Source organism: Jatrophihabitans sp. sgz311053, assembly GCF_056135305.1.
Window position 1 is genome coordinate 1,159,949 of record NZ_JBWAXP010000001.1, and the last position, 22,485, is coordinate 1,182,433.

The window sequence follows — 22,485 nt, forward strand, 5'->3', positions numbered from 1 at the left end:
GTTAGGTGAGGCTAACCTATCTTGACGTTGACGGCGCGGTGCAGCCGCCCCATCGGGACGACCATCGGGGCCCCGGTCACCGGGTCGTCGACGACCAGGCTGTCGAGGCCGAAGGTCTCGCGGATCGTCTCGGCCGTCACCACCTCGGCCGGGGTGCCGCCGCGGATCAGCCGGCCGGCCCGCATCAGGCAGATGTGGTGGGCGTAGCGGGCGGCCAGGTTGAGGTCGTGCAGGACCATCACGATCGTCGTCCCGCGCTCGCGGTTGAGGTCGGCGAGCAGGTCGAGCACCTCGATCTGGTGGGTGAGGTCGAGGAAGGTCGTCGGCTCGTCCAGCAGCAGGATGTCGGTCTGCTGCGCCAGCGCCATAGCGATCCAGACGCGCTGCCGCTGTCCGCCGGAGAGCGCGTCGACCGACCGGTCGGCGAGGTCCAGGGTGCTGGTGGCGGCGAGGGCGTCGGCGACCACGGTGTCGTCGGAGCCCGACCACGCCGAGAACCAGCTCTGATGGGGGTGCCGGCCCCGCCCCACCAGCTCGGCCACGGTGATGCCGTCCGGGGCCACCGGCTGCTGCGGTAGCAACCCCAGCGTGCGGGCCACGTCCTTGGTCTTGAGCGTGTGGATGTCGCTGCCGTCGAGGACGACCTGGCCGGCGCTGGGGCGCAGCAGCCGGCCGAGCCCGCGCAGCAGGGTCGACTTGCCGCAGGCGTTCGGGCCGGCGATGACGGTGATGCGTCCGCCGGGGACGTCGAGATCCAGCTCGTCGACCACCCGCCGGTCGTCATAGCCGAGGCTGAGCCCGGCGGCCCGGAGCTCATGGGGACGGGCGTGGCTCACGAGGATCCTCCCGAGGTGCGTGTTCCGACGGCAAGCAGCCAGAGCAGGTAGGGCGCGCCGATGGCGCCGGTGAGGACCCCGGCCGGCAGCTGTGCCCCGCCGGGGACGAGATGCACCGAGACCACGTCGGCCAACAGCACCAGCAGCGAGCCGGTGAGCGCGGCCGGGACGAGGGCCGGCGAACCGTCCCGGAGCAGCCGGCGAGCGATCGGCCCCGACATGAAGGCGACGAAGGCGAGCGGACCGGCGCCGGCGACCCCGGCGGCGGCGAGCAGGACGGCGAGCCCGAGCAGCAGGCGGCGGCGTCCGTCGGCGGGGACGCCGAGGCCGTTGGCGGTCTCGTCGCCGAGCTGCAGGATGCGCAGCGACGGCGCGACGATCACCACGGCCACGAGCAGGACGGCGAGGCTCACCGCCGCGATGGCGTTGCCGGCCCACGTCGCGTTGCCGACGCCGCCGACCAGCGCGCCGAGGGCGACCTGGGCCTGCTGGATGTCGGCTCGGGTGAGGAGGTAGCCGAGAACGGAGGAGACGACGAAGGCGGCGCCGATGCCGACGAGGACGAAGCGATTGCCGGCCAGGGTGCCGTCCCACGCCAGCAGGTAGATCGCCACGGAGACCGCGATCGCCCCCGCGGCCGCGAGTCCGGAGAGGGCCAGCCCGGACCAGCCCAGCAGCAGGGTGCCGACGGCGATGCCCACGCTCGCGCCGCCGGTGATGCCGAGGATGTCCGGGCTCGCCAGCGGGTTGTGCAGCAGCGACTGGAAGATCGCGCCGGCCAGCGCCAGGGCAGCGCCGGCGGTCACCGCCAGCACCACGCGGGGCAGCCGGAGGTCCAGGATGAGGAAGTCGGTGAGCTTCGTGCCGTCCCCGAGCAGGACCCGGACGATGTCCGGCGCGGAGACCGTGAGATCCCCGGCGCTGAGGTCCACGGTGGCCAGCGCGACGATGGCGACGACCAGGCCGCCGACGAGGAGCGTGTAGCGGCGCCGGCGGGCCAGCCGGGGCCGGCGGACCGCCGCGACGGCCTCCGCGGCAGGGTCGGGTCGTCCGGTCAGCAGTGTCATCGGACGGGCACCTGACCCCGGCGAACCAGCGCGATCATCACCGGCGCGCCCAGGAAGGCGACGACGATGCCGGCCTCCAGCTCGCCGGGGCGCGCCACGAGACGGCCGATGACGTCAGCGAGCAGCAGCATGGCGGGGCCGAGCAGGGCGGCATAGGCCAGCGTCCAGCGGTAGTCGGTGCCGGCGAGGCGGCGGGCGATGTGGGTGACGGTGAGCCCGACGAAGGCGAGCGGTCCGGCCAGCGCCGTCGCCGAACCGCAGAGCAGGATGATCGCTGCTCCCAGCACGAGCCGGGCGCGGCGCAGGTCCTGGCCGAGGCCGCGGGCGGCGTCCTCGCCGAGGGCGAGGGCGTTCATGGTCCGGCCGCCGGCGAAGGCCAGCACCGCGCCGAGGAGCAGGAACGGCGTGACGGTGGCGAGGCTGGTCGGGTCGGGGTCGGCCAATGACCCCACCGACCAGAAGCGGAACTGTGCCAGCGTCGTCCGGCTGGTGAGCAGGACGAGGGTGACCAGCGAGGTCGCTGCGGCGGTGACGGCCGCGCCGGCCAGCGCGAGCCGGAACGGTGTCGCGCCGCCGGGCCCGCGCGAGGCGATGGCGTAGACGAGCAGGGTGGCCAGCGCCGCGCCGAGGAAGCCGAACCAGACGTAGCCGAGCGGGCTGGCGATCCCGAACCAGGTGATAGCGGCGATGACGAGCAGCGAGGCACCGGCGTTGACGCCCAGCAGGCCGGGGTCGGCCAGCGGATTGCGGGTGACGCCCTGCATCACGGTGCCCGCCAGTCCCAGGGCGACCCCGGCGGCGAGCGCGGTCAGCGTCCGGGGCACGCGCAGGCCGCGGACGATCTCGGCGAAGGGTGAGGCGGGATCGACGAGGGCGTGCCAGACCTCGCCGGGGGCGATGCTGCGCGCCCCGAGCGCGAGGCTGAGCGCGCAGGCGACCAGCACCAGCGCAGCGCAGAGCGCCAACCCCACGGGTCGGCGCAGGTGCCGTCTCCCCGGCGTCGCCACCGGTGCCGGCTTCCTGGTGCCGAGAGTCGTGCTCATGGCTCAGTTCTGCTCGGCGCGCCCGTGCCGCCAGTAACCCATGAAGGCGACCCGCTTGCGGTCGACGCCGGCGTCAGTGACGAGCAGCCGCCGCAGCTTCTTGATCATGGCGGCCTCGCCGGCGAGCCAGGCGTGGAAGCGGCCCGCCGTCTCCTCCGGCGAGTCCCAGAGCAGCTCGGTGTCGACATCGACGTCCTCGAGCGGCTGGGCCACGCTGGCGGCCGCGGCGCGGATGATCTCGGGGTTGGCCGAGGCCCACTGGGCGACGGCGGCGCAGAGTCGGCCACCCCGGTCCGCGGGGTCGCGGGTCAGCCAGCGGACCTCCGCGCGGGCGGCGGTCGGCAGTGGCTGCGCGTCGGCGGTGTCGGGGACCTCGACGAGGACGGTGACGCGATGATGCGGCTGCAGCGAGGCGAGGATGCCGGCGATGGCGGGGACGGCGGTCTCGTCGCCGGCCAGCAGGAAGACCTCGGCGGGGCCCGGACGCCAGTCGATGCCGCTGGCCGAGTGCAGGCTGCGGACGTCGGGGCCGACGATGACGATCTCGTCCCCCACGCCGGCGCCGGCCAGCCAGCGGGCAGCCGGGCCGTCGACGTGCCCGTTCGGCCCGTGGTCGGGGTGGATGACGAAGTCGACGTCGAGCTCGCGGCTCTCGGGCCGGACGGCGCGGACGGTGTAGGTCCGTAGAGGCGGGCGCTGCTCGTCCGGCATGCCGAGCCAGGACGAGTACCAGTCCGCGGTGTCGACGATCTCCGGGACGCGCGTCGCGCCGCTCGGCGGGAGCAGCAGCTTGATGCGCTGGTCCAGGCCGTCCCGACCGAAGAGGTCGAGGTCCGCGCCGGTGAAGGTGACCCTGGTGAAGTGCGGGCTCACCGGGCGTTTGGCCGCCACCTGGACGCGAAAGGGTCGGTAGGGCGGACGGTCGTCCCGAACCAGCTCAGCCTGCGCCAGTGAGGTTAGCATTGCCTAACTTTGTCACATCAGGCCGCCGAGAAGCGAATGATTCCGGTCTCGTCTCGCTGTGAATCGAGTCGCCCGCGCTCGTCGAGGACGAAGAGGTGGGCCATCGTCTCCTGCACCGCAAGCAGCTGGTTGAAAAAGTCCAGCTCGTCGAAGCGTCGCCGTCGCCGCGTCCACCCCAGCGCCCGAGCCACGTCGTCACCGCTGCTGGCCCCCGCCCGCACCGCCGCCTCGGTCTCGTCCAGCCGGCGCGCGTGGTGGTCGAGCAGCTCGTCGATGCGCTGGTGGACGCTCACCGAGACGGGGCCGTGCGCGGGCAGCAGCCGCGCGTCCGGCAGCGCCCGGACGAGCTCCAGCGAGGAGAGGTAGTCGCGCAGCGGTGAGGGTGGGCGGTTCAGCTCGACGCCGAGGGATGGGGTGATGTGCGGCAGCACGTGGTCGCCGGCGAAGAGCAGGCCGTGGCCGACGTCGTGGAAGACGACGTGGCCGCGGGTGTGGCCGGGGGTGGCGATCACGCGGAGCGTGCGGGTACGCAGCGGCAGGTCGACGCCGTCGGTGAGCCAGGTGTCGGGGTCCTCGTAGTCGGTGAGGTCCCAGGTGTCGTGCAGCTCTGCCAGCGTCCGGGCCAGCTCCACGGCGCCCGCGGCCAGCAGTCGGGGGACGTCCGGGTGCTCGTCGCCGAGGCCCCGCATCATCTCGAAGCTCTCGCGCTCGCCCTCGCCCAGACGGACGGTCGTGCCCAGCGTGCGCCGGATTGCGACGGCCTGGGTGTAGTGGTCGCGGTGGTGGTGCGTGCAGAGGAACTCGCGAACCTGGTCCAGGCCGAAGCCGAGGCCGGCCAGCGACTTCTCGAAGAGCTCGCGGGACTCCGTCAGGGCCCAGCCGGCGTCGATGCAGACGACGTCGTCGCCGTCGACGACGGCGTAGACGTTCACCGCCTTGAGACCGTCGTTGGGCAGGGGCAGCGGGATCCGGTGGATGCCCGGAGCGACCTCGAAGGCGCCCGGCCGTTCCCAGGCGTGACGCTCGTCGCTCTGCACTGCTGCACCGTAGGACACGCCCGATGCGGCGTGTCGGTGACCCGTCTTAAAGGCCGGTGAGCGCTCCGGTTTAGCTCCTGAGAGACGTTGGGATGCTGGAGGGCGCCATGACTTCGACACGCACCTTGCCTGCCCGGACCGAGGACGCGAAGTCGAGCAAGGAGACGCGGTTCGGACTCTCATGGACGCAGATCGCCGCCGCGGGCTTCGCCTCGATCACCGCGACCGTCATCCTGTCGTTCTTCTCGATCAGCGGCACGCTGATCGGCGCGGCGGTCTTCAGCATGATCACGGCGATCGGCAACGCCGTCTACAACCAGTCGCTGAAGACGACGCAGAGCCGGGTGCTGGACGTGCTGCCGGTGCTGCCGGTGGTCGGCAAGGCCGACCCCGCGTCGCCGACGGTGGTGCTGCCGGTGAGCGACGCGCCCGAGACGAGCGAGGAAGACCCGGAGCGCGAGCCCGTCCTGCCCGCCGCGCGACCCTCGCCCGTCCCGCCGGAGGGTCCGGTCTCGCCTGCCGCCTTCAGCCGCCGCGCCTGGAAGCGGATCGCGATCCTCGCCCTCGGCCTCTTCCTCTTCGTGATGGCGGTCGTGACGACCGTCGAGCTGGCCTTCGGGCGCCCGCTCACCGACATCCTGCGGGGCGACAACGGGACCGGGACCTCGATCGGGGGCGGCGGCCGTGCACCCGCGCCGACTGTGACGGTGACGGTGACGCCGAAGGTGGTCATGACGACGCCGACGGTGACCCAGACGGCCACGCCGGCCACGACCACGACCACGCCCAGCCCCACCGCCGGCAGCACGACCGCGACGCCGTCCGGGACCACCTCGGCGGCGCCCGGAAACGACACCGGCAGCGCGACATCGGGCACGCCGAGCCCGACGGAGAGCCCCTCGCCGTGAGGGCGCGGTTACGCTTCCGGCCATGTGCGGAATCGTCGGATACGTAGGCCACCGGCCGTCCCTGGAGGTCGTGGTCGAGGGGCTGCGTCGCCTCGAGTATCGCGGTTACGACAGCTCCGGCGTCGCGATCATCGGTCCTGACGGCCTGCAGGTCGCCAAGAAGGCGGGCCGGATCGAGAACCTGGACAAGGAGCTGGCGGCGCACGCCATCACCGGGACGACCGGGATGGGCCACACGCGCTGGGCCACCCACGGCCGGCCCAACGACCGCAACGCCCACCCGCACACCGACACCTCCGGACGGGTCGCGGTGGTGCACAACGGGATCATCGAGAACTACGCGCAGCTGCGGACCGAGCTCGAGGCGGCCGGCGTGGAGCTGGTCAGCGACACCGACACCGAGACGGTGGCCCATCTGGTGGCCGCCGAGCTGCGGGGCGGCACGGAGTCCCTGGCCGACGCGCTCCGCGCCGTCTGCCGGCGGCTACACGGAGCCTTCACCCTCGTCGTCCTCGACGCCGAGCAGCCCGACGTCGTGGTGGCGGCCCGCCGCAACTCGCCGCTCGTCCTCGGCGTGGGCGACGGCGAGACCTTCCTGGGCAGCGACGTCGCCGCCTTCATCGAGTACACCCGTGAGGCCGTCGAGCTGGCGCAGAACCAGGTCGTCGAGATCCGGCGCGACGGCTACACGATCACCGACTTCACCGGGGCCCCCGCCGAGGGGACGCCCTTCACCATCTCGTGGGACCTCACCGCCGCCGAGAAGGGCGGCTACGACCACTTCATGCTCAAGGAGATGGACGAGCAGCCGCAGGCCGTCCGCGACACCCTGCTCGGGCACCTCGTCGGGGGGCAGATCGTGCTCGACGAGCAGCGCCTCGACCAGCAGGAGCTGCGCGACATCGACAAGGTCTTCATCGTCGCCTGTGGCACCGCGTACCACTCCGGGCTCATCGGCAAGCAGGCCATCGAGCACTGGACCCGGGTCCCCGTCGAGGTCGAGATGGCCTCGGAGTTCCGCTACCGCGACCCGGTCCTGGACCGGCAGACACTCGTCGTCCCCATCAGCCAGTCCGGCGAGACCGCGGACACGCTGGAGGCGGTGCGCTACGCCGTGGAGCAGAAGGCCAAGGTGCTGGCGATCTGCAACACCAACGGTGCGCAGATCCCGCGGGAGTCCGATGCGGTGCTCTACACCCACGCCGGACCGGAGATCGGCGTGGCGGCGACCAAGACCTTCCTGGCCCAGGTGGCCGCCGTCGAGCTGGTGGGGCTCGCGCTGGCCCAGGCCCGTGGCACGAAGTACGGCGACGAGGTGATCCGGGAGTACGACGCGCTCTGCTCGATGCCCGACGCCATCGCCGAGGTGCTCAAGACCATGGACCCGGTGCGTGAGCTGGCCCGGGAGATCGCGTCGTCGCAGGCGGTGCTCTTCCTCGGCCGACACATCGGCTACCCGGTCGCGCTCGAGGGTGCGCTCAAGCTCAAGGAGCTCGCCTACATGCACGCCGAGGGCTTCCCCGCCGGCGAGCTCAAGCACGGTCCCATCGCGCTCATCGAGGACGACCTCCCGGTCGTCGTCGTCATGCCCTCGCCGCACGGCCGGCCGACGCTGCACCAGAAGATGCTCTCCAACGTGGCCGAGATCAAGGCCCGCGGCGCCCGGACCATCGTCATCAGCGAGGCGACCGACGACGAGGCGCGCGCCGTCGCCGCCGACTTCATCGAGGTGCCGCGGGTGCCCACCCTGCTGTCGCCCTTCGTCGCCACCGTGCCGCTGCAGGTGCTGGCCGCCGAGATCGCCTCAGCCCGCGGCTACGACATCGACAAGCCCCGCAACCTGGCGAAGTCCGTCACCGTCGAGTAGAAACCTGGTCCGGTAGCGGGAAGGTCCGGCCGCGCCGAGACCGCGGACGCCCCCTTTTTCCGTTCGGGTGTTCTGCACCCGGATGCGGGTGCAGAACACCGGCGACTTGCACCCGGATGCGGGTGCAGAACACCGGCGACTTGCACCCGGATGCGGGTGCAGAACACCGGGTCCTTCGTAGGGGCCGCGTGGGGAGCGGCGCGGCCGCTGAGGGTCGGGCCGAAGGTGGCCGAATCGGGCGCCGGCGACGCTAGAGTCGCCGGTGTGACCAGCGCCTCGGTGAAATCGGTCGATCTGCTCATCGTCGGAGCAGGCCCGGTCGGGCTTTTCGGCGCCTACTACGCCGGCGTGCGAACGCTGTCGACGGCAGTGCTCGACTCGCTGGAGGAGCCGGGCGGGCAGATCACGGCCATGTATCCGGAGAAGGCCATCTTCGACGTCGCGGGCTTCCCGGCCATCAGGGGACGTGAGCTGGTCGACAACCTGCTGCAGCAGGCGGCACCCTTCGACCCGCATTACCTGCTGGGCCACCAGGCGGTGGGGCTGGAGCGAGGCTCCACCGACGACGGGTCAGGCGGCTTCGCCGTCACCACCGCGACGGGCCACCGCATCGAGTGCCGCGCGATCGTCATCACCGGGGGGATCGGCACTTTCACGCCCCGCCCGCTGCCGACGGGCTCGGAGTACCTGGGTCGGGGTCTGGTCCACTTCGTCCCCGAGCCGCAGGCCTACGCCGACCGCGACATCGTGGTGGTCGGCGGGGGTGACAGCGCCCTGGACTGGGCGCTCATGCTCGAGCCGATCGGACGCTCGGTCACCGTCGTCCACCGGCGCGGCGAGTTCCGGGCCCACCAGCATTCCGTCGAGCTGCTGCGGCAGTCGTCGGTGCGGGTGCTGACCGACGCCCAGATCTCGGCCGTTCACGGCGACCCGGACGTCAGCTCGGTCGAGGTGACGGTGGCCGGCGACGACGAGCCCGTCACGATCACCTGCGACCGGCTCGTCGCCGCGCTCGGCTTCACCGCGAACTTGGGGCCGCTGATGGAGTGGGGCATCGACATCCGGAAGCGGCAGATCATGACCAGCACCACCGGACAGACCTCGGTCCCCGGCATCTACGCCGCCGGCGACATCGTGGACTACGAGGGCAAGGTGAAGCTCATCGCCACCGGCTTCGGCGAGGTCGCCACTGCGGTCAACAACGCCTACGCCTATCTCAACCCCGGCAAGTCTGCCTTTCCCGGTCACCTCTCCGACTACGCCCCGGCCCCCGGCGAACCCGCCGCAGCCTCGCCGCGCGCATGATCAGCCCCGTGATCGGCGCATGATCGTCGACGGGAGCTCGCGCGCATGATCATCGGTCTCGGGGTCGACGTCTGCTCGATCGAGCGGTTCGGCGCAGCGCTGGAGCGCACGCCCGGGCTGGCCGAGCGGCTCTTCACCGCGGCCGAGCAGGTGACCTCCTCCGGGTCGGCGCGCAGCGTGGCGTCGCTGGCAGCCCGGTTCGCGGCGAAGGAGGCGCTGGCCAAGGCCCTCGGCGCCGGTGGCGGCATGCTCTGGACCGACGCCGAGATCGTCTGCGACGCGCGTGGCCGGCCCGGTATCGAGGTCCGCGGGACGGTGGCGGAGCGGGCCGAGGCCCTCGGCGTCACCCGCTGGCACGTCAGCCTGACCCACGACGCCGGCGTTGCCAGCGCCACCGTGATCGCCGAATCCGACTGAGCCGTCCGACTGACCTCGATCCGGGTAGGAACAGCCGCGTGCGAGGTGTCTACGGCGTCGACCAGATCCGTGCGGCCGAAGCCGCCCTGATGGCGCAGTCGCCGGAGGGGGCTCTGATGGCGCGCGCCGCCACCGGACTGGCGGTGGAGTGCCGCCGGCTGCTGCCCCGCAACTACGGCGCCCGCGTGGTCGTCCTGGCCGGGGCCGGTAACAACGGGGGTGACGCCCTCTTCGCCGGGGCGCAGCTCGCCGCCGGGGGCGCCCAGGTGCAGGCCGTCCTGCTGGCACCGGAGAAGGCGCACGCCGGCGGTCTCGCCGCCCTGCGCGCGGCCGGCGGTCGCGTCGTCGACGCTGATCCGGCGGTGGTCGCTGCCGCCGACCTCGTCCTGGACGGCATCGTCGGCATCGGCGGCTCGGGCGGCCTGCGAGACGACGCGGTGCCCCTCGCGGCAGCCGCTCGCGACACCCTCACCGTCGCCGTGGACGTTCCGTCCGGCGTGGCGACCGACACCGGCGCCGTCACCGGCGAGGCGGTGCGGGCCGACGTCACCGTCACCTTCGGCGCCCTCAAGCCCGGCCTGATCACCGGCTCGGGAGCAGAGCACGTCGGCGAGCTGCGACTGGTGGACATCGGCCTGGAGGCGACGCTGCCGGAGCCGGAGGTCCGGGTGCTCGAGGCCGCGGACGTCGCCGCGCTACTGCCCACCCCCGCCGCGACCGACAACAAGTACACCCGCGGGGTCCTCGGCGTCATCGCCGGCAGCTCGGCCTACGGCGGTGCCGGCGTCCTCTGCACCGGCTCGGCGATCAGCGGCGGCGCCGGGATGATCCGCTACGCCGGGACCGCCGCCGACGCGATCCGCGCCGCGTACCCCGAGGTCGTGGTCCAGGCGGGGGCCGACCCCGCCGACCTGCACGTGCAGGCCTGGGTGGCCGGCCCCGGCATGGGGACCGACGACGCTGCCCGTGACCTGCTCGCGGCGGTCCTGGACACCGACCGTCCGGTGATCGTGGACGCCGACGGCATCACGCTGGTCTCGCAGCACCGCGAGCTGCTGCGACGCGACGCACCCACCGTCCTCACGCCGCACGACGGTGAGTTCGCGCGCCTGGTCGGCGAGTCGTCGGCGGATCGGCTCGGCTCGGCCAGGGCGGCGGCTCGCGAGCTCGGCGCGACCGTCCTGCTGAAGGGCAATGCGACGATCGTCGCCGCGCCGGACGGCCGCGCCTGGATCAACCGCACCGGCACCCCGTGGCTCGGGACCGCCGGCAGCGGCGACGTCCTGAGTGGCCTGCTCGGCTCGCTGCTCGCCTCCGGCCTCGATGCACCGGAGGCCGCCGCCGTCGCCGCCTATGTCCACGGCGTCGCCGGCCAACTCGCCGCGACCGACGGTCCGCCGTCGGCCGTCGATGTGCTGCACGCCGTCCGGCCCGCCCTCCGGACGGTCGCGCAGGACTGACCTGCGAGATACTCGACCGCGTGCTCCGCACCGAAGCTCACGTCGACCTCGCCGCCCTCCGCGCGAATGTCGCCGCGCTGAAGGCCGGGACGCCCGCCGAGGTCATGGCCGTGGTGAAGGCCGACGGCTACGGGCACGGGCTGGTGCCCTCCGCCCGGGCCGCGCTGGCCGGCGGGGCGACCTGGCTGGGGACCGCCATCGTCGACGAGGCCCTCGCGCTGCGGGCCGCGGGCATCACGGCGCCACTGCTGTCCTGGCTCTGGACGCCGGGCGAGGCCGACACGGTCGCCCGCGCGATCGCCGCCGACATCGACCTGTCGGTGTCGAGCAACTGGCAGCTGGACGCCGTCCGTGCCGCAGCCGCCGGCCGAACCGCCCGGATCCACCTCAAGATCGACACCGGGCTCTCGCGCAACGGCGCGTACAGGACCGACTGGCCGGGAGTGGTCGCTGCGGTGGCGCGGGCCCGAGCGGCCGGCGAGGTCGAGGCCGTCGGCATCTGGAGCCACTTCGCCTACGCCGACGAACCCGGTCACCCCACGATCGCCAAGCAGATCGAGGCCTTCGGCGACGCCGTCGCCGTCGCCGAGCGCGCCGGCCTCGACGTCCCGCTGAAACACCTCGCCAACTCGGCCGCGACCCTCACCCTGCCGGCGGCGCACTTCGACCTCGTCCGCCCCGGCATCGCCGTCTACGGTCTGCCGCCGGTCCCCGGCGACTTCGGCCTCACCCCGGTGATGACGCTGCGGGCGGCGGCTGCCTCGGTGAAGCGGGTGGCGGCCGGCGAGGGGGTCTCCTACGGCCACGAGCACGTCACCGCCCGCGAGACCACGCTGGTCCTGGTCCCGCTCGGCTACGCCGACGGCGTGCCGCGGCACGCGTCGCGGGTCGGCCCGGTCTGGATCAACGGCCACCGGACCACCGTCGCGGGCCGGGTCTGCATGGACCAGATCGTCATCGACGTCGGTGACACCGAGGTCGCCCCCGGCGACGAGGTCGTCCTCTTCGGTCCGGGCAGCCGCGGTGAGGCCACCGCGCGGGACTGGGCCGAGGCCGCGGGCACCATCGATTACGAGATCGTCACCCGCATCGGACCGCGCGTGACCCGCACCTACACGGAGCAGGCGTGAGCCCCATGCTCGGACCCGGCCGTCCCGTCCACATGACGGGTAAGACGCTCGGGCTGCCCACCGCCGCCGACACCCACGACCTCGGTCGCCGGCTGGCCGGGGTGCTGCGGCGCGGCGATCTGATCATCCTGGACGGCCCCCTCGGCGCGGGCAAGACAGCGTTGGTCCAGGGGATCGGTGCGGGGCTGGGCGTCCGCGGTCACGTCGTCTCGCCCACCTTCGTCATCGCCCGGGTGCACCCCCCGCAGGCCGACGGCGGCATCACGCTGGTCCACGTCGACGCCTACCGCCTCGGCTCGCTGGCCGAGGTCGACGACCTGGACCTCGACGTCGACGCCGCCGGCGTGGTCACCGCCGTCGAGTGGGGGGCGGGCATCGCCGAGCAGCTCGCCGAGTCGCATCTGGCGGTGTCGCTGAGCCGCGCGGCCGACTCCGAGGAGCGCACCGTCACCCTCACCCCGCACGGCGGCGACTGGGCGCAGCGACTCGCCTCGCTGGGTCTCTGAATAGGCTGGTCGGCGTGTACGTCCTCGCCATCGACACCTCGTCGCCGGCCGTGACGGCCGGGATCGTGCTCGTCGAGCGCGCCCACGACCGCACCGAGGTCACCCTCGCCGCGGAACGTGCCCCGCTGGCCGCCCGCGGTCACGGTGAGCTCCTCTCGCCCGCGATCGCCGACTGTCTCGGCGACGCCGGGATCGCGGCCGCCGAGCTCGGCGCCGTCGTCGCCGGTCTCGGCCCCGGACCCTTCACCGGACTGCGGGTGGGGCTGGTCACCGCCGCCGCGATCGCCGACGCGGTTGGGGTCCCGAGCTACGGCGTCTGCTCGCTGGACGCCCTCGGCGTCGCCGCCGCGGACGAGCCCGAGCTGCTCGTCGCCACCGATGCCCGCCGGCGCGAGGTCTACTGGGCGCGCTACCGCGCGGGCGCCCGCCTGACGCCACCCGCCGTGGCGCGGCCGGCCGACATCGACCTCGCGGGGGTCTCCGCCATCGCCGGCGCCGGCGGCGAGCTCTACCAGGACCTCTGGCCGCAGCTGCCGCGCCGCAGCGAGCGCTACCCGGACCCCGTCGCCCTCGTCGGCCTGGCGCTCGACCGCGTCGTCGCCGGCGCGCCGGGCGAGGTGCTCGACCCGATGTACCTGCGGCGGCCGGACGCCGTGGTGCCGGGTGCACCGAAGCCGGTGACGGCGTGACGACGGTCCGCATCGTGGCGATGACGGGCGCGCACGTCGATGCGCTGCTGCCCTTCGAGCGCGAGATGTTCGGCCCCGAGGCGTGGAGCGGCAGCGGCTACCGCGGCGAACTCGCCGACACCCGCACCCGCTACTACGTCGCTGCCGAGGACGACGGCGGCCTGCTCGGCTGGGCCGGGGTCATGGTGCTCGGCGAGCCCTCCGACGCCACGGCCGAGATCCTCACCGTCGGCACCGTTCCGGCGGCCCGTCGCCGCGGCATCGGACGCCGGCTGCTCACCGAGCTGCTGGCCGAGGCGACGCGTCGCGGCGCGGTCGAGGCCTTCCTGGAGGTCCGGCAGGACAACGACGCCGCGATCGCGCTGTACGAGAGCGACGGCTTCACCCGCGTCGGCGTGCGCCGCGGCTATTACGAGAACGGCCGCGTGGACGCGCTGACCATGCGGAAGGAGCTTGCGTCGTGACCATCGTGATGGGGATCGAGACGTCCTGCGACGAGACCGGCGTCGGCTTCGTGCAGGACGGCGTGCTGCTCGGCGACGCGCTGGCCAGCAGCATGGACCAGCATGCCCGCTTCGGCGGGGTCGTCCCGGAGATCGCCGCGCGGGCGCACGTGCAGGCGATGGTCCCGACCGTGCACCGGGCGCTGGAGAACGCCGGCATCACGCTGCACGACGTCGGCGCGGTCGCCGTCACCGCCGGTCCGGGACTGGCGACCGCACTGCACGTCGGCGTCGCCGCGGCCAAGGCGTACTCGCTGGCGCTCGGCGTCCCGCTCTACGGCGTGCACCACCTCGCCGGCCACGCCGCCGCTGACACCCTGGAGCACGGCCCGCTGCCGGAGCGCTCGGTCGGCCTCATCGTCTCCGGCGGGCACACCTCGCTGCTGGGCGTCCGGGACCTGGTCCGGACCCCGATCGTCCACCTCTCCGACACCGTCGACGACGCCGCCGGCGAGGCCTTCGACAAGGTCGCCCGGCTGATCGGACTGCCGTACCCCGGCGGTCCGTCCATCGACAAGGCGGCCAAGGCCGGCGACCCCGAGGCCATCCGCTTCCCCCGCCCGCTCACGGGTCGCAACGACCCGCCGCTGGGCTTCTCCTTCTCGGGGCTGAAGACGGCCGTGGCGCGCTACGTCGAGGCGCATCCCGACGTCAGCGCCGAGGACGTCGCCGCGTCGTTCCAGGAGGCGGTCGCCGACGTCCTCACGACGAAGGCGCTGCGGGCCTGCCGTGACCAGGACGTCGAGACCCTCGTCATCGTCGGCGGCGTCGCGGCCAACAGCCGGATCCGGGCGCTCGCCGCCGAGCGCTGCGAGGTCGCCGGCATCGAGCTGCGCATCCCGCCGATGCGGCTCTGCACCGACAACGGCGCCATGATCGCCGCCATCGGCGACCTGCTCGTCCGCGACGGCGCGACGCCCTCGCACCCCGATTTCTCAGCCATCCCTACCGTGGAGCTGGAGAAGGCGCAGCTGTCGTGACGTCCCACGCTCTGCTCGACTCGGCTCCCACCCCCGGCCCCCTGCATGCCCCTGACGCTGTGCCCGCCCCCCGCGCCGAGTGGTCGATTCCGGACCCGAGTGGTCGCCCCCGGGGCGACCACTCGGGCCGGAAATCGACCACTCGCGAGACGGGTGGGGTGACGGCGCCACGCGGGACGGGTGGGGTGACGGCGCCACGCGGGACGGGCGGGGAGATGGCGCCACGCGAGACGGACGGGGTGACGGCACCTCGCGAGACGGACGGGGAGAAGCGGTGAATCGCGCCGGCCGGACGGTGATGTGGGAGGCGAAGGCGCTCCCCGGCCGTGCCTCCGAGCTGCTGGCGTACGCGGTCGAGCACGCGCCGGCCGCTGCGCGGGTGTACCGCAGCGCGGACGATCGGGTCGTCGTCATCGACCCCACCGGGCAGGGACTGCCCGACGCCCCCGCCGAGCTCATGGCCCGGCCACCGCACGCGTGGCCCTTCGAGCGCGTCCGCTGAGGCATGCTCTGAGCAGCTCCGCACACCGGCTTGCCCCGGGCCCGCTCGCCTAGCAGAGTCGGTGTGTGGCGAAATCCGAGGAGAGCAGCAGCAAGGACGTCGCACGCCCCCGCCGGGGTGGTGTCGTCGCCCTCCCCGGCGCCGCCGCGAAGTACGCCAAGCGCGTCACCCACACCGCGCGCAACGTCGCCGAGGTCGTCCGCTTCGGCGGGCTGGAGACCGACGACGAGGAGTCGCCGTTCGCGGTCGTCGCCGAGAAGAACATCTACCGGCTGCGGCACTACTTCCCCGACGACGTCCCCGCCGGCGCCATGCCGATCCTGCTGGTGCCGCCGCTGATGATGACGGCCGAGGTCTGGGACGTCTCGCCGGCGACGTCAGCGGTCGCGGCCCTGCACGAGGCGGGCATCGACCCCTGGGTCATCGACTTCGGCGACCCCGGCCACGAGCCCGGTGGGCTGGAGCGCAACCTCACCGACCACATCCTGGCCGTCAGCGAGGCGGTGGACTTCGTCGCGTCCGCTGCCGGCGCCAAGGTGGTCCTCTCCGGCTATTCGCAGGGCGGCATGTTCGCCTACCAGACCGCCGCCTACCGCCGCGGCAAGGACATCGACTCCCTGGTGACCTTCGGCTCCCCGGTAGACACCACCGCGCCGCTGCCGATCCCGGTGGCGCCGGACGTGGCAGCCCGCCTGGCCCGCGACATCGTGGACTCGGGGCTGCTGCGCAGCCGCGCGGTGCCGAGCTGGTTCATCCGGCTGGGCTTCAAGGCGCTGACCCCGGCCAAGTCCATCCAGGGGCGGATCCAGTTCCTGCTGCAGCTTCACGATCGCGACGCCCTGCTGCCGCGCGAGAAGCAGCGCCAGTTCCTGGACAGCCGCGGCTGGACGGCGTACTCCGGTCCTGCCATCGCCGAGCTGCTGGAGCAGTTCGTCGCCCACAACCGCATGCTGCAGGGCGGCTTCGTCATCGACGACGAGCTGGTCACGCTGGCCGACATCGACCTGCCGGTGCTCACCGTCATCGGGACCTCGGACACCTTCGGCCACCCCGACTCGGCTCGCGCCATCCGCCGCGCCGCGCCGCGCGCCGAGGTCTACGAGGTGACCATCAACGCCGGTCACTTCGGCCTCGTCGTCGGCAGCAACGCCACCACCATCACCTGGCCGGCCGTCGCCGACTGGGTCGCCTGGCGCTCGGGAAGCCGGACGCTGCCCGACAGCATCGTCATGGCCGACACGGTGGACACCTCCCGCACGCTGCGTCCTACCACCGCCGCCACCGCACTCGCGCAGGCGACCGAGCTCTCCATCGGCCTGGGCCGCGCCGTGGTGGGCAACGTGCGACGGGCGACCAACCTGGCCCGCAGCGTCGCCCGCGAGGCGCCGGCGCAGCTGCCCAAGCTCGCCCGGATCCAGCAGCTGGAACCCTCCACGCGCATCTCCCTCGGCCTGCTGCTGGACGAGCAGGCCCGGCGCGCGCCGGGCGACATCGCCTTCCTCTTCGGCGACCGCGCGCACCGGCAGCACGACGTCAAGGCCCGCGTGGACAACGTCGTCAAGGGCCTCACCAGCATCGGCGTGCGGCAGGGCGACCGGGTGGGCGTCCTCATGCGGACGCGTCCCTCGGCCTTCACTCTGCTCGCCGCGCTCAGCCGGCTCGGCGCCACCGCGGTGCTGCTGCGTCCGGACGCCGACGTGGCCCGCGAGGTGGAGCTGGGTCGCGCCACGTGGGTGATCAGCGACCCCGAGCACACCGAGCTGATCGACAAGATCGAGAACGTCAGCTGGGCGGTGCTCGGCGGTGGCGGCGAATGGCGCGAGGTGCACCCCGACGCCGTGGACATGGAGCGCATCGACCCCGACGAGGTGGCGCTGCCGGCCTGGTACAGCCCGAACCCGCACCGCGCGGGCGACGTCGCCTTCGTCCTCTTCACCGGCGAGGGCACCGGCACCAAGGCGCTGCACATCACCAACCGGCGGTGGGCGCTGTCGGCCCTCGGAACGGCCTCGGCCGCCTCGCTGCGCCCCGGCGACACCATCTTCTCGACGACGCCGATCTACCACTCCTCGGCGCTGTTGATGAGCATCGGCGGCGCCGTGGCCAGCGGCGCCCGCTTCGCCATGGCCAGCGACCACGACCCGGACACCTTCTGGACCGAGGTCCGCCGCTACGGCGCCACCCACGTCTCCTACACCTGGGCCTCGCTGCGGGAGGTCGTCAACGCGCCGCCGCACCCGGCCGAGCAGTACCACCCGATCCGGATGTTCATCGGCTCCGGCATGCCCCGCAACCTGTGGCGCCGTGTCACCGAACGCTTCCCGACCACCAAGGTGCTGGAGTTCTACGCCTCGGCCGAAGGCGAGACCATCCTGGCCAACGTCACCGGCCGCGCCCCCGGCTCCATGGGACGTCCGCTGCCCGGCACCGCGGAGGTGAAGGTCGCCGCCTACGACCTGGAGGTCGGCCGGCTCGTCACCGACGACCACGGTCTGGCCCGCGAGTGCGCCACCGACGAGCTCGGACTGCTGTTGAGCCGGGTGCGACCGGGTGACGCCTACGCCGGCGTGCCGCTGCGCGGCGTCTTCGAGCCCGGCGACGCCTGGCGCTCGACCGGGGACCTCTTCCTGCGCGACGAGCACGGCGACCTGTGGCTGGCGGGCTCGGCGGCCGAGGTCGTCCACACCGCGTCCGGTCCGGCCGTCCCCTCCGGCGTGCGGTTCGCGCTCGGCGGTGTCCCCGCGGTGGACCTCGTCGTCTCCTACGGCGTCCGCGACGACTCCGGCGAGGAGGTGCTCGTCGCCGCCTTCACCCTGCGCGAGGGCGATAGCATCACCGCCGCCGATCTTCAGCGCGTCCTGGACAAGCTCCCCGCCTCGCAGCGGCCCGGCTATGTCCAGCAGGTGCAGGCGCTGCCGCTCACGACCTGGCACCGCCCGCAATGGCGTGCGCTGCAGGCCGAGGGCGTGCCGCAGCCGGGGGAGGGTCGGGTCGTCTGGCGGCGGGGCGAGACCGGGTACGTCGAGATTTCCTGAAATTTTCCTCGCGGTGCAACGCGCGCGGCCCCGGCGCTGTCAACTCGTATGTGGAGGCCGTGCACGTGGACCGAGGGGCCGGTGTCAGTGACGACACCGAGTTCAGCGCATTCGTCAGAGACAACACCCCGGCGTTGCTGCGTACCGCGTATCTGCTGACCGGCAGTGCGCAGGGCGCCGAGGAGCTCGTCCAGGACACCCTCGTCCGGCTGTATCCGAAGTGGGACAGGGTGCAGGCGGCGGACGTCCCGCTGGCCTACGTGCGCCGATCGCTGTCCAACGCCTTCGTCAACACCACGCGGCGGGCGTCGCGGCGCGAGCTGGCCTTCGCCGACGTCCCCGACCAGATCGACGACCACGACCCGTTCGGGCGGATCGCCGATCGCGACCAGCTCACCGACATCCTGGCCGGCCTCCCCGACCGGCAGCGTGCGGCACTCGTGCTGCGCTTCTTCGAGGATCTCGACGACCGCGACACCGCCGATGCGCTCGGCTGTCGGGTCGGCACGGTCCGCAGCCTCGTCAGCCGCGGTCTCGCAACCCTGCGCGACCGCCTCGACCCGCCGCTCGCGGGGAGGACATCATGACCGAACACGATCACGACGCGCACGTCGCCGAGCTGCGGCGACGGCTGGCCGAACAGGCCGAACGGGCCCCGGCGGGGGACCTCGTCGCCGCGCGTGTCCTCGCCCGCACCGGGGCCGCCGGCAGCAGGACGCACCGCCGGCGTCGTCGCACCGAGCTCCCCTGGTTACGGCTCATGGCCGTCGCCGCGGCGGTGGTCGCGGTGGCCGGGATCGCGCTGGGGATCGCCCGCTCCGGCCAGGACGGTCCCGACCGGCCGGTCGCCGAGCAGCCGGCCACGACCTCGCCCGCCCCGACGACGGGGCCGCCGTCGTCCGCGCTGAACTCGGTGGAGAGCAGCAGCTCGGCGCAGCCGTCCCCGCTGTCGAGCCAGGCCCGGCGCATCACCGTCCCGACGCTGACCAACGTCCGCGTCGCCGCGATCACCTTCACCGGCGGCGGCAACGGCTGGGCCCTGGGCTCGGCCGACTGCCTGCAGACCTCCGGGCGCTGCACGGCGCTGCTGCACACCGACGACGGCGGGCTGAGCTGGAAGGGGCGCCCCAACACCCCGTTCCAGGTCCCCGGTGTCCGTGGCTGCGCCGGTCCGTGCGTGACCGACCTCCGCTTCGCCACCGACGACATCGGCTACGCCTTCGGCCGGGACGCGCTCTTCCTCACCACCGACGGGGCGCAGAGCTGGCAGCGGCTCCCCGGCGGCGCGGACGCGCTCGAGACGCTGGACGGCACCGTGATCCGCGTCAGCAGCGACGCCGCGCAGTGCCCGCCCGGCTGTGACTACCGGGTGCAGGTCAGCGACGTCGGGTCGACCTCCTGGAAGGGCGTCGACCTGCCCGGCCCGGCCGGCGCCGGCGACGGCGTGGCTCTCTCCCGCACCGGCAGCCAGGCCTACCTGCTGGAGTACGGGAACCCGGCCGGTGGTGCCGGTCGCGCGACCTCGTCGCTGTGGTCCTCCGACGACGGGGGCCGCAGCTGGGGCAGGTTGGGCGAGCCGTGTCCGCAGACCGGCGGCGAGGTCGACTCGGTCGCGCTCACGACCGCTGCGGACGGGTCCGTCGCGGTGGTGTGCCGGGCCCGGACCGGGGGTGCGCAGTCCGTCGCGATCTCCACCGACGACGGCGCGACCTTCACGGCCGAGGCCGCCGCACTCGGCGCCGGTGACATCACCGCCTTCGGCGCCGCGAGTGCCGAGACGCTGCTGGTGAGCTCGGACGACACGTACCGCACCACCGACGGTGGCGCGACCTTCCGTCGTGCCGCCGACGTGGGGCAGCTGACCTACCTCGGCTTCGCGTCGGCGCAGGTCGTGCACGCCATCGCCGCCGACGGCCGCACCATCTACACCTCCACCGACGCGGGGAAGTCCTGGCGGGCGGCCCGCTTCACCTGACCCACCCGATCGTGGACCGACACGCCGAACAGTTCGGCGTTTCGGTCCACGATCGTCGCGGGCCAGACCCGGCGTCGACACGCTGGCACTCACCGCGTTAGAGTGCCAATCAGGAGGAGGCTGATCCCCGCGACGGCAGCCGCCCCCGACCACTAGCTACTTAGTGAACTGACTTCATCGCGAAGGGGAGCCATACCGTGACCGCCACCAAGGTCAGCATCAAGCCGCTCGAGGACCGCATCGTCGTCCAGACGAACGAGGCCGAGACCACCACCGCGTCCGGCATCGTCATCCCGGACACCGCCAAGGAGAAGCCGCAGGAGGGCACCGTCCTCGCCGTGGGCCCGGGCCGTGTCGACGACAACGGCAACCGCGTCCCGCTGGACGTCGCCGTGGGCGACGTCGTGCTCTACAGCAAGTACGGCGGCACCGAGGTTCGCTACGGCGGGGAGGACTACCTGGTCCTCTCTGCCCGCGACGTCCTCGCCATCATCGAGAAGTAGGACCGCCTCCGTCACCGCCCCGGCCGCGCACCCGCGTGCGCCGGGGCGTTTCGGTTGTGCCCTCACTCGCTCAGGAAGGAAGAATCATGGCGAAGACCCTCAGCTTCGACGAGGACGCCCGCCGCGCGCTCGAGCGCGGTGTCGACAAGCTCGCGAACGCCGTCAAGGTCACCCTCGGCCCCAAGGGCCGCAACGTGGTGCTCTCGAAGTCGTTCGGCGCGCCCACCATCACCAACGACGGCGTCACCATCGCCCGTGACATCGAGCTGGACGACCCGTACGAGAACCTCGGCGCCCAGCTGGCGAAGTCGGTGGCGACCAAGACCAACGACATCGCCGGCGACGGCACCACCACCGCCACCGTGCTGGCCCAGGCGCTGGTCAACGCCGGCCTGAAGAACGTCGCCGCCGGTGCCAACCCGACGGCCCTCAAGCGCGGCATGGACGCCGCCGTCGAGGCCGTCAACGGCGCGCTGGACAAGGCGGCCCAGCCGGTCAACGGCGAGAAGGAGATCGCGCACGTCGCGACCATCTCGGCCCAGGACGCCGTCATCGGCGGCCTCATCGCCGAGGCCTTCACCAAGGTCGGCAAGGACGGTGTCATCACCGTCGAGGAAGCCCAGACGATGAACACCGAGCTCGAGTTCACCGAGGGCATGCAGTTCGACAAGGGCTACATCAGCCCGTACTTCGTCACCGACGCCGACGCCTCCGAGGCGGCCTTCGACGACCCGTACCTGCTCATCACCACGCAGAAGATCTCCGCGGTCAGCGACCTGCTGCCGCTGCTGGAGAAGGTGGCGCGGGCCGGCAAGCCGCTGGTCATCGTGGCCGAGGACGTCGACGGCGAGGCGCTCTCCACGCTGGTCGTCAACTCGATCCGCAAGACCTTCACCGCCGTCGCGGTCAAGGCGCCGTTCTTCGGTGACCGCCGCAAGGCGTTCCTGCAGGACCTCGCCATCGTCACCGGTGCCGAGGTCGTGGCCCCCGAGGTCGGCCTCAAGCTCGACCAGGTCGGCCTGGAGTCGCTCGGCACCGCCGGCCGCGTCGTCGTCACCAAGGACACCACCACGGTGACCCACGGCTCGGCCGCGCAGAGCGAGATCGACGCCCGGGTCGCGCAGATCCGTCGCGAGATCGAGGAGACCGACTCCGACTGGGACCGCGAGAAGCTGCAGGAGCGGCTGGCCAAGCTCGCCGGCGGCGTCGGCGTCATCAAGGTCGGCGCGGCCACCGAGGTCGAGATGAAGGAGCGCAAGCACCGCATCGAGGACGCCATCTCGGCCACCCGCGCCGCGGTCGAAGAGGGCATCATCGCCGGTGGCGGTGCTGCTCTCGTCCACGCCTCGAGCGCCCTCGAGGGCGACCTGGGACTCTCCGGCGACGAGGCGACCGGTGTCGCGGTCGTCCGCACGGGCCTGGTCGAGCCGCTGCGCTGGATCGCGCAGAACGCCGGCGACGAGGGTTACGTCGTCGTCGCCAAGGTTCGCGAGCTCGAGGCCAACCACGGCCTCAACGCCGCGACCGGCGAGTACGGCAACCTGCTCGAGGCCGGCGTCGTCGACCCGGTGAAGGTCACCAAGGCTGCGCTCTCCAACGCCGCCTCGGTCGCCTCGCTGGTGCTCTCGACGCAGTCCGCCATCGTCGAGAAGCCCGCCGAGCCGGAGGACGACGGCCACGGTCACGGCCACTCCCACGGCCACGGTCACGGCCACTCGCACTGACGCACCACACGACGACGGCCCCGCAGCGACTCGCT

The 22,485-nt window shown here is 72.9% G+C and carries 21 protein-coding genes; 16 read left to right on the top strand and 5 right to left on the bottom strand.

The window, feature by feature from the left end; genetic code table 11:
* Positions 1-11 precede the first annotated feature (11 nt).
* From AC0NZQ_RS05330 to AC0NZQ_RS05350, 5 genes are read right to left on the bottom strand one after another with little or no spacing between them, the layout of a single operon-like run.
* A complete protein-coding gene (locus AC0NZQ_RS05330) occupies positions 12-836 on the bottom strand; it encodes an ABC transporter ATP-binding protein (RefSeq protein ID WP_474528607.1) in 825 nt (274 codons plus the stop codon).
* Positions 833-1,903: a FecCD family ABC transporter permease gene (locus AC0NZQ_RS05335; protein WP_474528608.1), complete on the bottom strand. Its 1,071-nt coding sequence runs from the start codon at positions 1,901-1,903 to the stop codon at positions 833-835. The genes AC0NZQ_RS05330 and AC0NZQ_RS05335 overlap by 4 nt, the downstream gene beginning before the upstream one ends.
* Complete coding sequence (locus tag AC0NZQ_RS05340) at positions 1,900-2,946, bottom strand: FecCD family ABC transporter permease (protein ID WP_474528609.1); 1,047 nt, start codon at positions 2,944-2,946, stop codon at positions 1,900-1,902. Before AC0NZQ_RS05340 ends, AC0NZQ_RS05335 begins: the two co-directional genes overlap by 4 nt.
* Positions 2,947-2,949: 3 nt before the next feature.
* Positions 2,950-3,909: a siderophore-interacting protein gene (locus AC0NZQ_RS05345; RefSeq protein WP_474528611.1), complete on the bottom strand. Its 960-nt coding sequence runs from the start codon at positions 3,907-3,909 to the stop codon at positions 2,950-2,952.
* Between the two features lie 17 nt (positions 3,910-3,926).
* Complete coding sequence (locus AC0NZQ_RS05350) at positions 3,927-4,946, bottom strand: MBL fold metallo-hydrolase (protein ID WP_474528612.1); 1,020 nt, start codon at positions 4,944-4,946, stop codon at positions 3,927-3,929.
* Between the two features lie 107 nt (positions 4,947-5,053).
* Here AC0NZQ_RS05350 and AC0NZQ_RS05355 point away from each other — a divergent pair, with 107 nt between their 5' ends.
* From AC0NZQ_RS05355 to groL, 16 genes are all read left to right on the top strand, one after another.
* Positions 5,054-5,854 (top strand): hypothetical protein, encoded by an 801-nt coding sequence (locus AC0NZQ_RS05355; RefSeq protein ID WP_474528613.1) that lies wholly within the window; start codon positions 5,054-5,056, stop codon positions 5,852-5,854.
* Between the two features lie 22 nt (positions 5,855-5,876).
* Positions 5,877-7,721 carry a glutamine--fructose-6-phosphate transaminase (isomerizing) gene (glmS, locus tag AC0NZQ_RS05360; protein WP_474528614.1) on the top strand — a complete coding sequence of 615 codons (1,845 nt, stop codon included), beginning with the start codon at positions 5,877-5,879 and terminating at the stop codon, positions 7,719-7,721.
* A 264-nt stretch (positions 7,722-7,985) separates the two neighbouring features.
* Positions 7,986-9,026 carry an NAD(P)/FAD-dependent oxidoreductase gene (locus tag AC0NZQ_RS05365; RefSeq protein ID WP_474528615.1) on the top strand — a complete coding sequence of 347 codons (1,041 nt, stop codon included), beginning with the start codon at positions 7,986-7,988 and terminating at the stop codon, positions 9,024-9,026.
* Positions 9,027-9,071: 45 nt separating this feature from the next.
* Positions 9,072-9,443, top strand: coding sequence for a holo-ACP synthase (locus AC0NZQ_RS05370; protein ID WP_474528616.1), 372 nt, complete (start codon positions 9,072-9,074; stop codon positions 9,441-9,443).
* A gap of 38 nt (positions 9,444-9,481) precedes the next feature.
* Positions 9,482-10,903 (top strand): NAD(P)H-hydrate dehydratase, encoded by a 1,422-nt coding sequence (locus AC0NZQ_RS05375; RefSeq protein WP_474528617.1) that lies wholly within the window; start codon positions 9,482-9,484, stop codon positions 10,901-10,903.
* A 20-nt stretch (positions 10,904-10,923) separates the two neighbouring features.
* The gene (gene alr, locus AC0NZQ_RS05380; RefSeq protein ID WP_474528619.1) at positions 10,924-12,033 is read left to right on the top strand and encodes an alanine racemase; all 1,110 of its coding nucleotides are present in this window, start codon (positions 10,924-10,926) and stop codon (positions 12,031-12,033) included.
* A 5-nt stretch (positions 12,034-12,038) separates the two neighbouring features.
* Positions 12,039-12,539, top strand: a complete 501-nt coding sequence (gene tsaE, locus AC0NZQ_RS05385) for a tRNA (adenosine(37)-N6)-threonylcarbamoyltransferase complex ATPase subunit type 1 TsaE (protein ID WP_474529429.1) — start codon at positions 12,039-12,041, stop codon at positions 12,537-12,539.
* Positions 12,540-12,553: 14 nt separating this feature from the next.
* The gene (tsaB, locus tag AC0NZQ_RS05390) at positions 12,554-13,228 is read left to right on the top strand and encodes a tRNA (adenosine(37)-N6)-threonylcarbamoyltransferase complex dimerization subunit type 1 TsaB (RefSeq protein ID WP_474528620.1); all 675 of its coding nucleotides are present in this window, start codon (positions 12,554-12,556) and stop codon (positions 13,226-13,228) included.
* A complete protein-coding gene (gene rimI / locus AC0NZQ_RS05395) occupies positions 13,225-13,692 on the top strand; it encodes a ribosomal protein S18-alanine N-acetyltransferase (protein ID WP_474528621.1) in 468 nt (155 codons plus the stop codon). The genes tsaB and rimI overlap by 4 nt, the downstream gene beginning before the upstream one ends.
* 8 nt (positions 13,693-13,700) lie before the next feature.
* Positions 13,701-14,711, top strand: a complete 1,011-nt coding sequence (gene tsaD / locus AC0NZQ_RS05400) for a tRNA (adenosine(37)-N6)-threonylcarbamoyltransferase complex transferase subunit TsaD (RefSeq protein WP_474529430.1) — start codon at positions 13,701-13,703, stop codon at positions 14,709-14,711.
* A gap of 274 nt (positions 14,712-14,985) precedes the next feature.
* Positions 14,986-15,213, top strand: a complete 228-nt coding sequence (locus AC0NZQ_RS05405) for a hypothetical protein (RefSeq protein ID WP_474528622.1) — start codon at positions 14,986-14,988, stop codon at positions 15,211-15,213.
* A 65-nt stretch (positions 15,214-15,278) separates the two neighbouring features.
* Positions 15,279-18,248, top strand: coding sequence for an alpha/beta fold hydrolase (locus AC0NZQ_RS05410; RefSeq protein WP_474528623.1), 2,970 nt, complete (start codon positions 15,279-15,281; stop codon positions 18,246-18,248).
* Positions 18,249-18,313: 65 nt separating this feature from the next.
* Complete coding sequence (locus AC0NZQ_RS05415; RefSeq protein WP_474528624.1) at positions 18,314-18,835, top strand: SigE family RNA polymerase sigma factor; 522 nt, start codon at positions 18,314-18,316, stop codon at positions 18,833-18,835.
* Positions 18,832-20,223: a WD40/YVTN/BNR-like repeat-containing protein gene (locus tag AC0NZQ_RS05420; RefSeq protein ID WP_474528625.1), complete on the top strand. Its 1,392-nt coding sequence runs from the start codon at positions 18,832-18,834 to the stop codon at positions 20,221-20,223. The genes AC0NZQ_RS05415 and AC0NZQ_RS05420 overlap by 4 nt, the downstream gene beginning before the upstream one ends.
* Positions 20,224-20,420: 197 nt before the next feature.
* The gene (gene groES / locus AC0NZQ_RS05425; protein ID WP_474528626.1) at positions 20,421-20,726 is read left to right on the top strand and encodes a co-chaperone GroES; all 306 of its coding nucleotides are present in this window, start codon (positions 20,421-20,423) and stop codon (positions 20,724-20,726) included.
* Between the two features lie 86 nt (positions 20,727-20,812).
* Positions 20,813-22,450 (top strand): chaperonin GroEL, encoded by a 1,638-nt coding sequence (gene groL / locus AC0NZQ_RS05430; RefSeq protein ID WP_474528627.1) that lies wholly within the window; start codon positions 20,813-20,815, stop codon positions 22,448-22,450.
* The last annotated feature ends 35 nt before the right edge of the window (positions 22,451-22,485 follow it).

Excerpts from the sequence above, each read along its gene's own strand:
- AC0NZQ_RS05335 (WP_474528608.1), bottom strand. The coding sequence starts at position 1,903 with ATGACACTGCTGACCGGACGACCCGACCCTGCCGCGGAGGCCGTCGCG.
- AC0NZQ_RS05340 (WP_474528609.1), bottom strand. The coding sequence starts at position 2,946 with ATGAGCACGACTCTCGGCACCAGGAAGCCGGCACCGGTGGCGACGCCG.
- AC0NZQ_RS05345 (WP_474528611.1), bottom strand. The coding sequence starts at position 3,909 with ATGCTAACCTCACTGGCGCAGGCTGAGCTGGTTCGGGACGACCGTCCG.
- AC0NZQ_RS05355 (WP_474528613.1), top strand. The coding sequence starts at position 5,054 with ATGACTTCGACACGCACCTTGCCTGCCCGGACCGAGGACGCGAAGTCG.
- glmS (WP_474528614.1), top strand. The coding sequence starts at position 5,877 with ATGTGCGGAATCGTCGGATACGTAGGCCACCGGCCGTCCCTGGAGGTC.
- AC0NZQ_RS05370 (WP_474528616.1), top strand. The coding sequence starts at position 9,072 with ATGATCATCGGTCTCGGGGTCGACGTCTGCTCGATCGAGCGGTTCGGC.
- tsaE (WP_474529429.1), top strand. The coding sequence starts at position 12,039 with ATGCTCGGACCCGGCCGTCCCGTCCACATGACGGGTAAGACGCTCGGG.
- tsaD (WP_474529430.1), top strand. The coding sequence starts at position 13,701 with ATGGGGATCGAGACGTCCTGCGACGAGACCGGCGTCGGCTTCGTGCAG.
- AC0NZQ_RS05420 (WP_474528625.1), top strand. The coding sequence starts at position 18,832 with ATGACCGAACACGATCACGACGCGCACGTCGCCGAGCTGCGGCGACGG.
- groL (WP_474528627.1), top strand. The coding sequence starts at position 20,813 with ATGGCGAAGACCCTCAGCTTCGACGAGGACGCCCGCCGCGCGCTCGAG.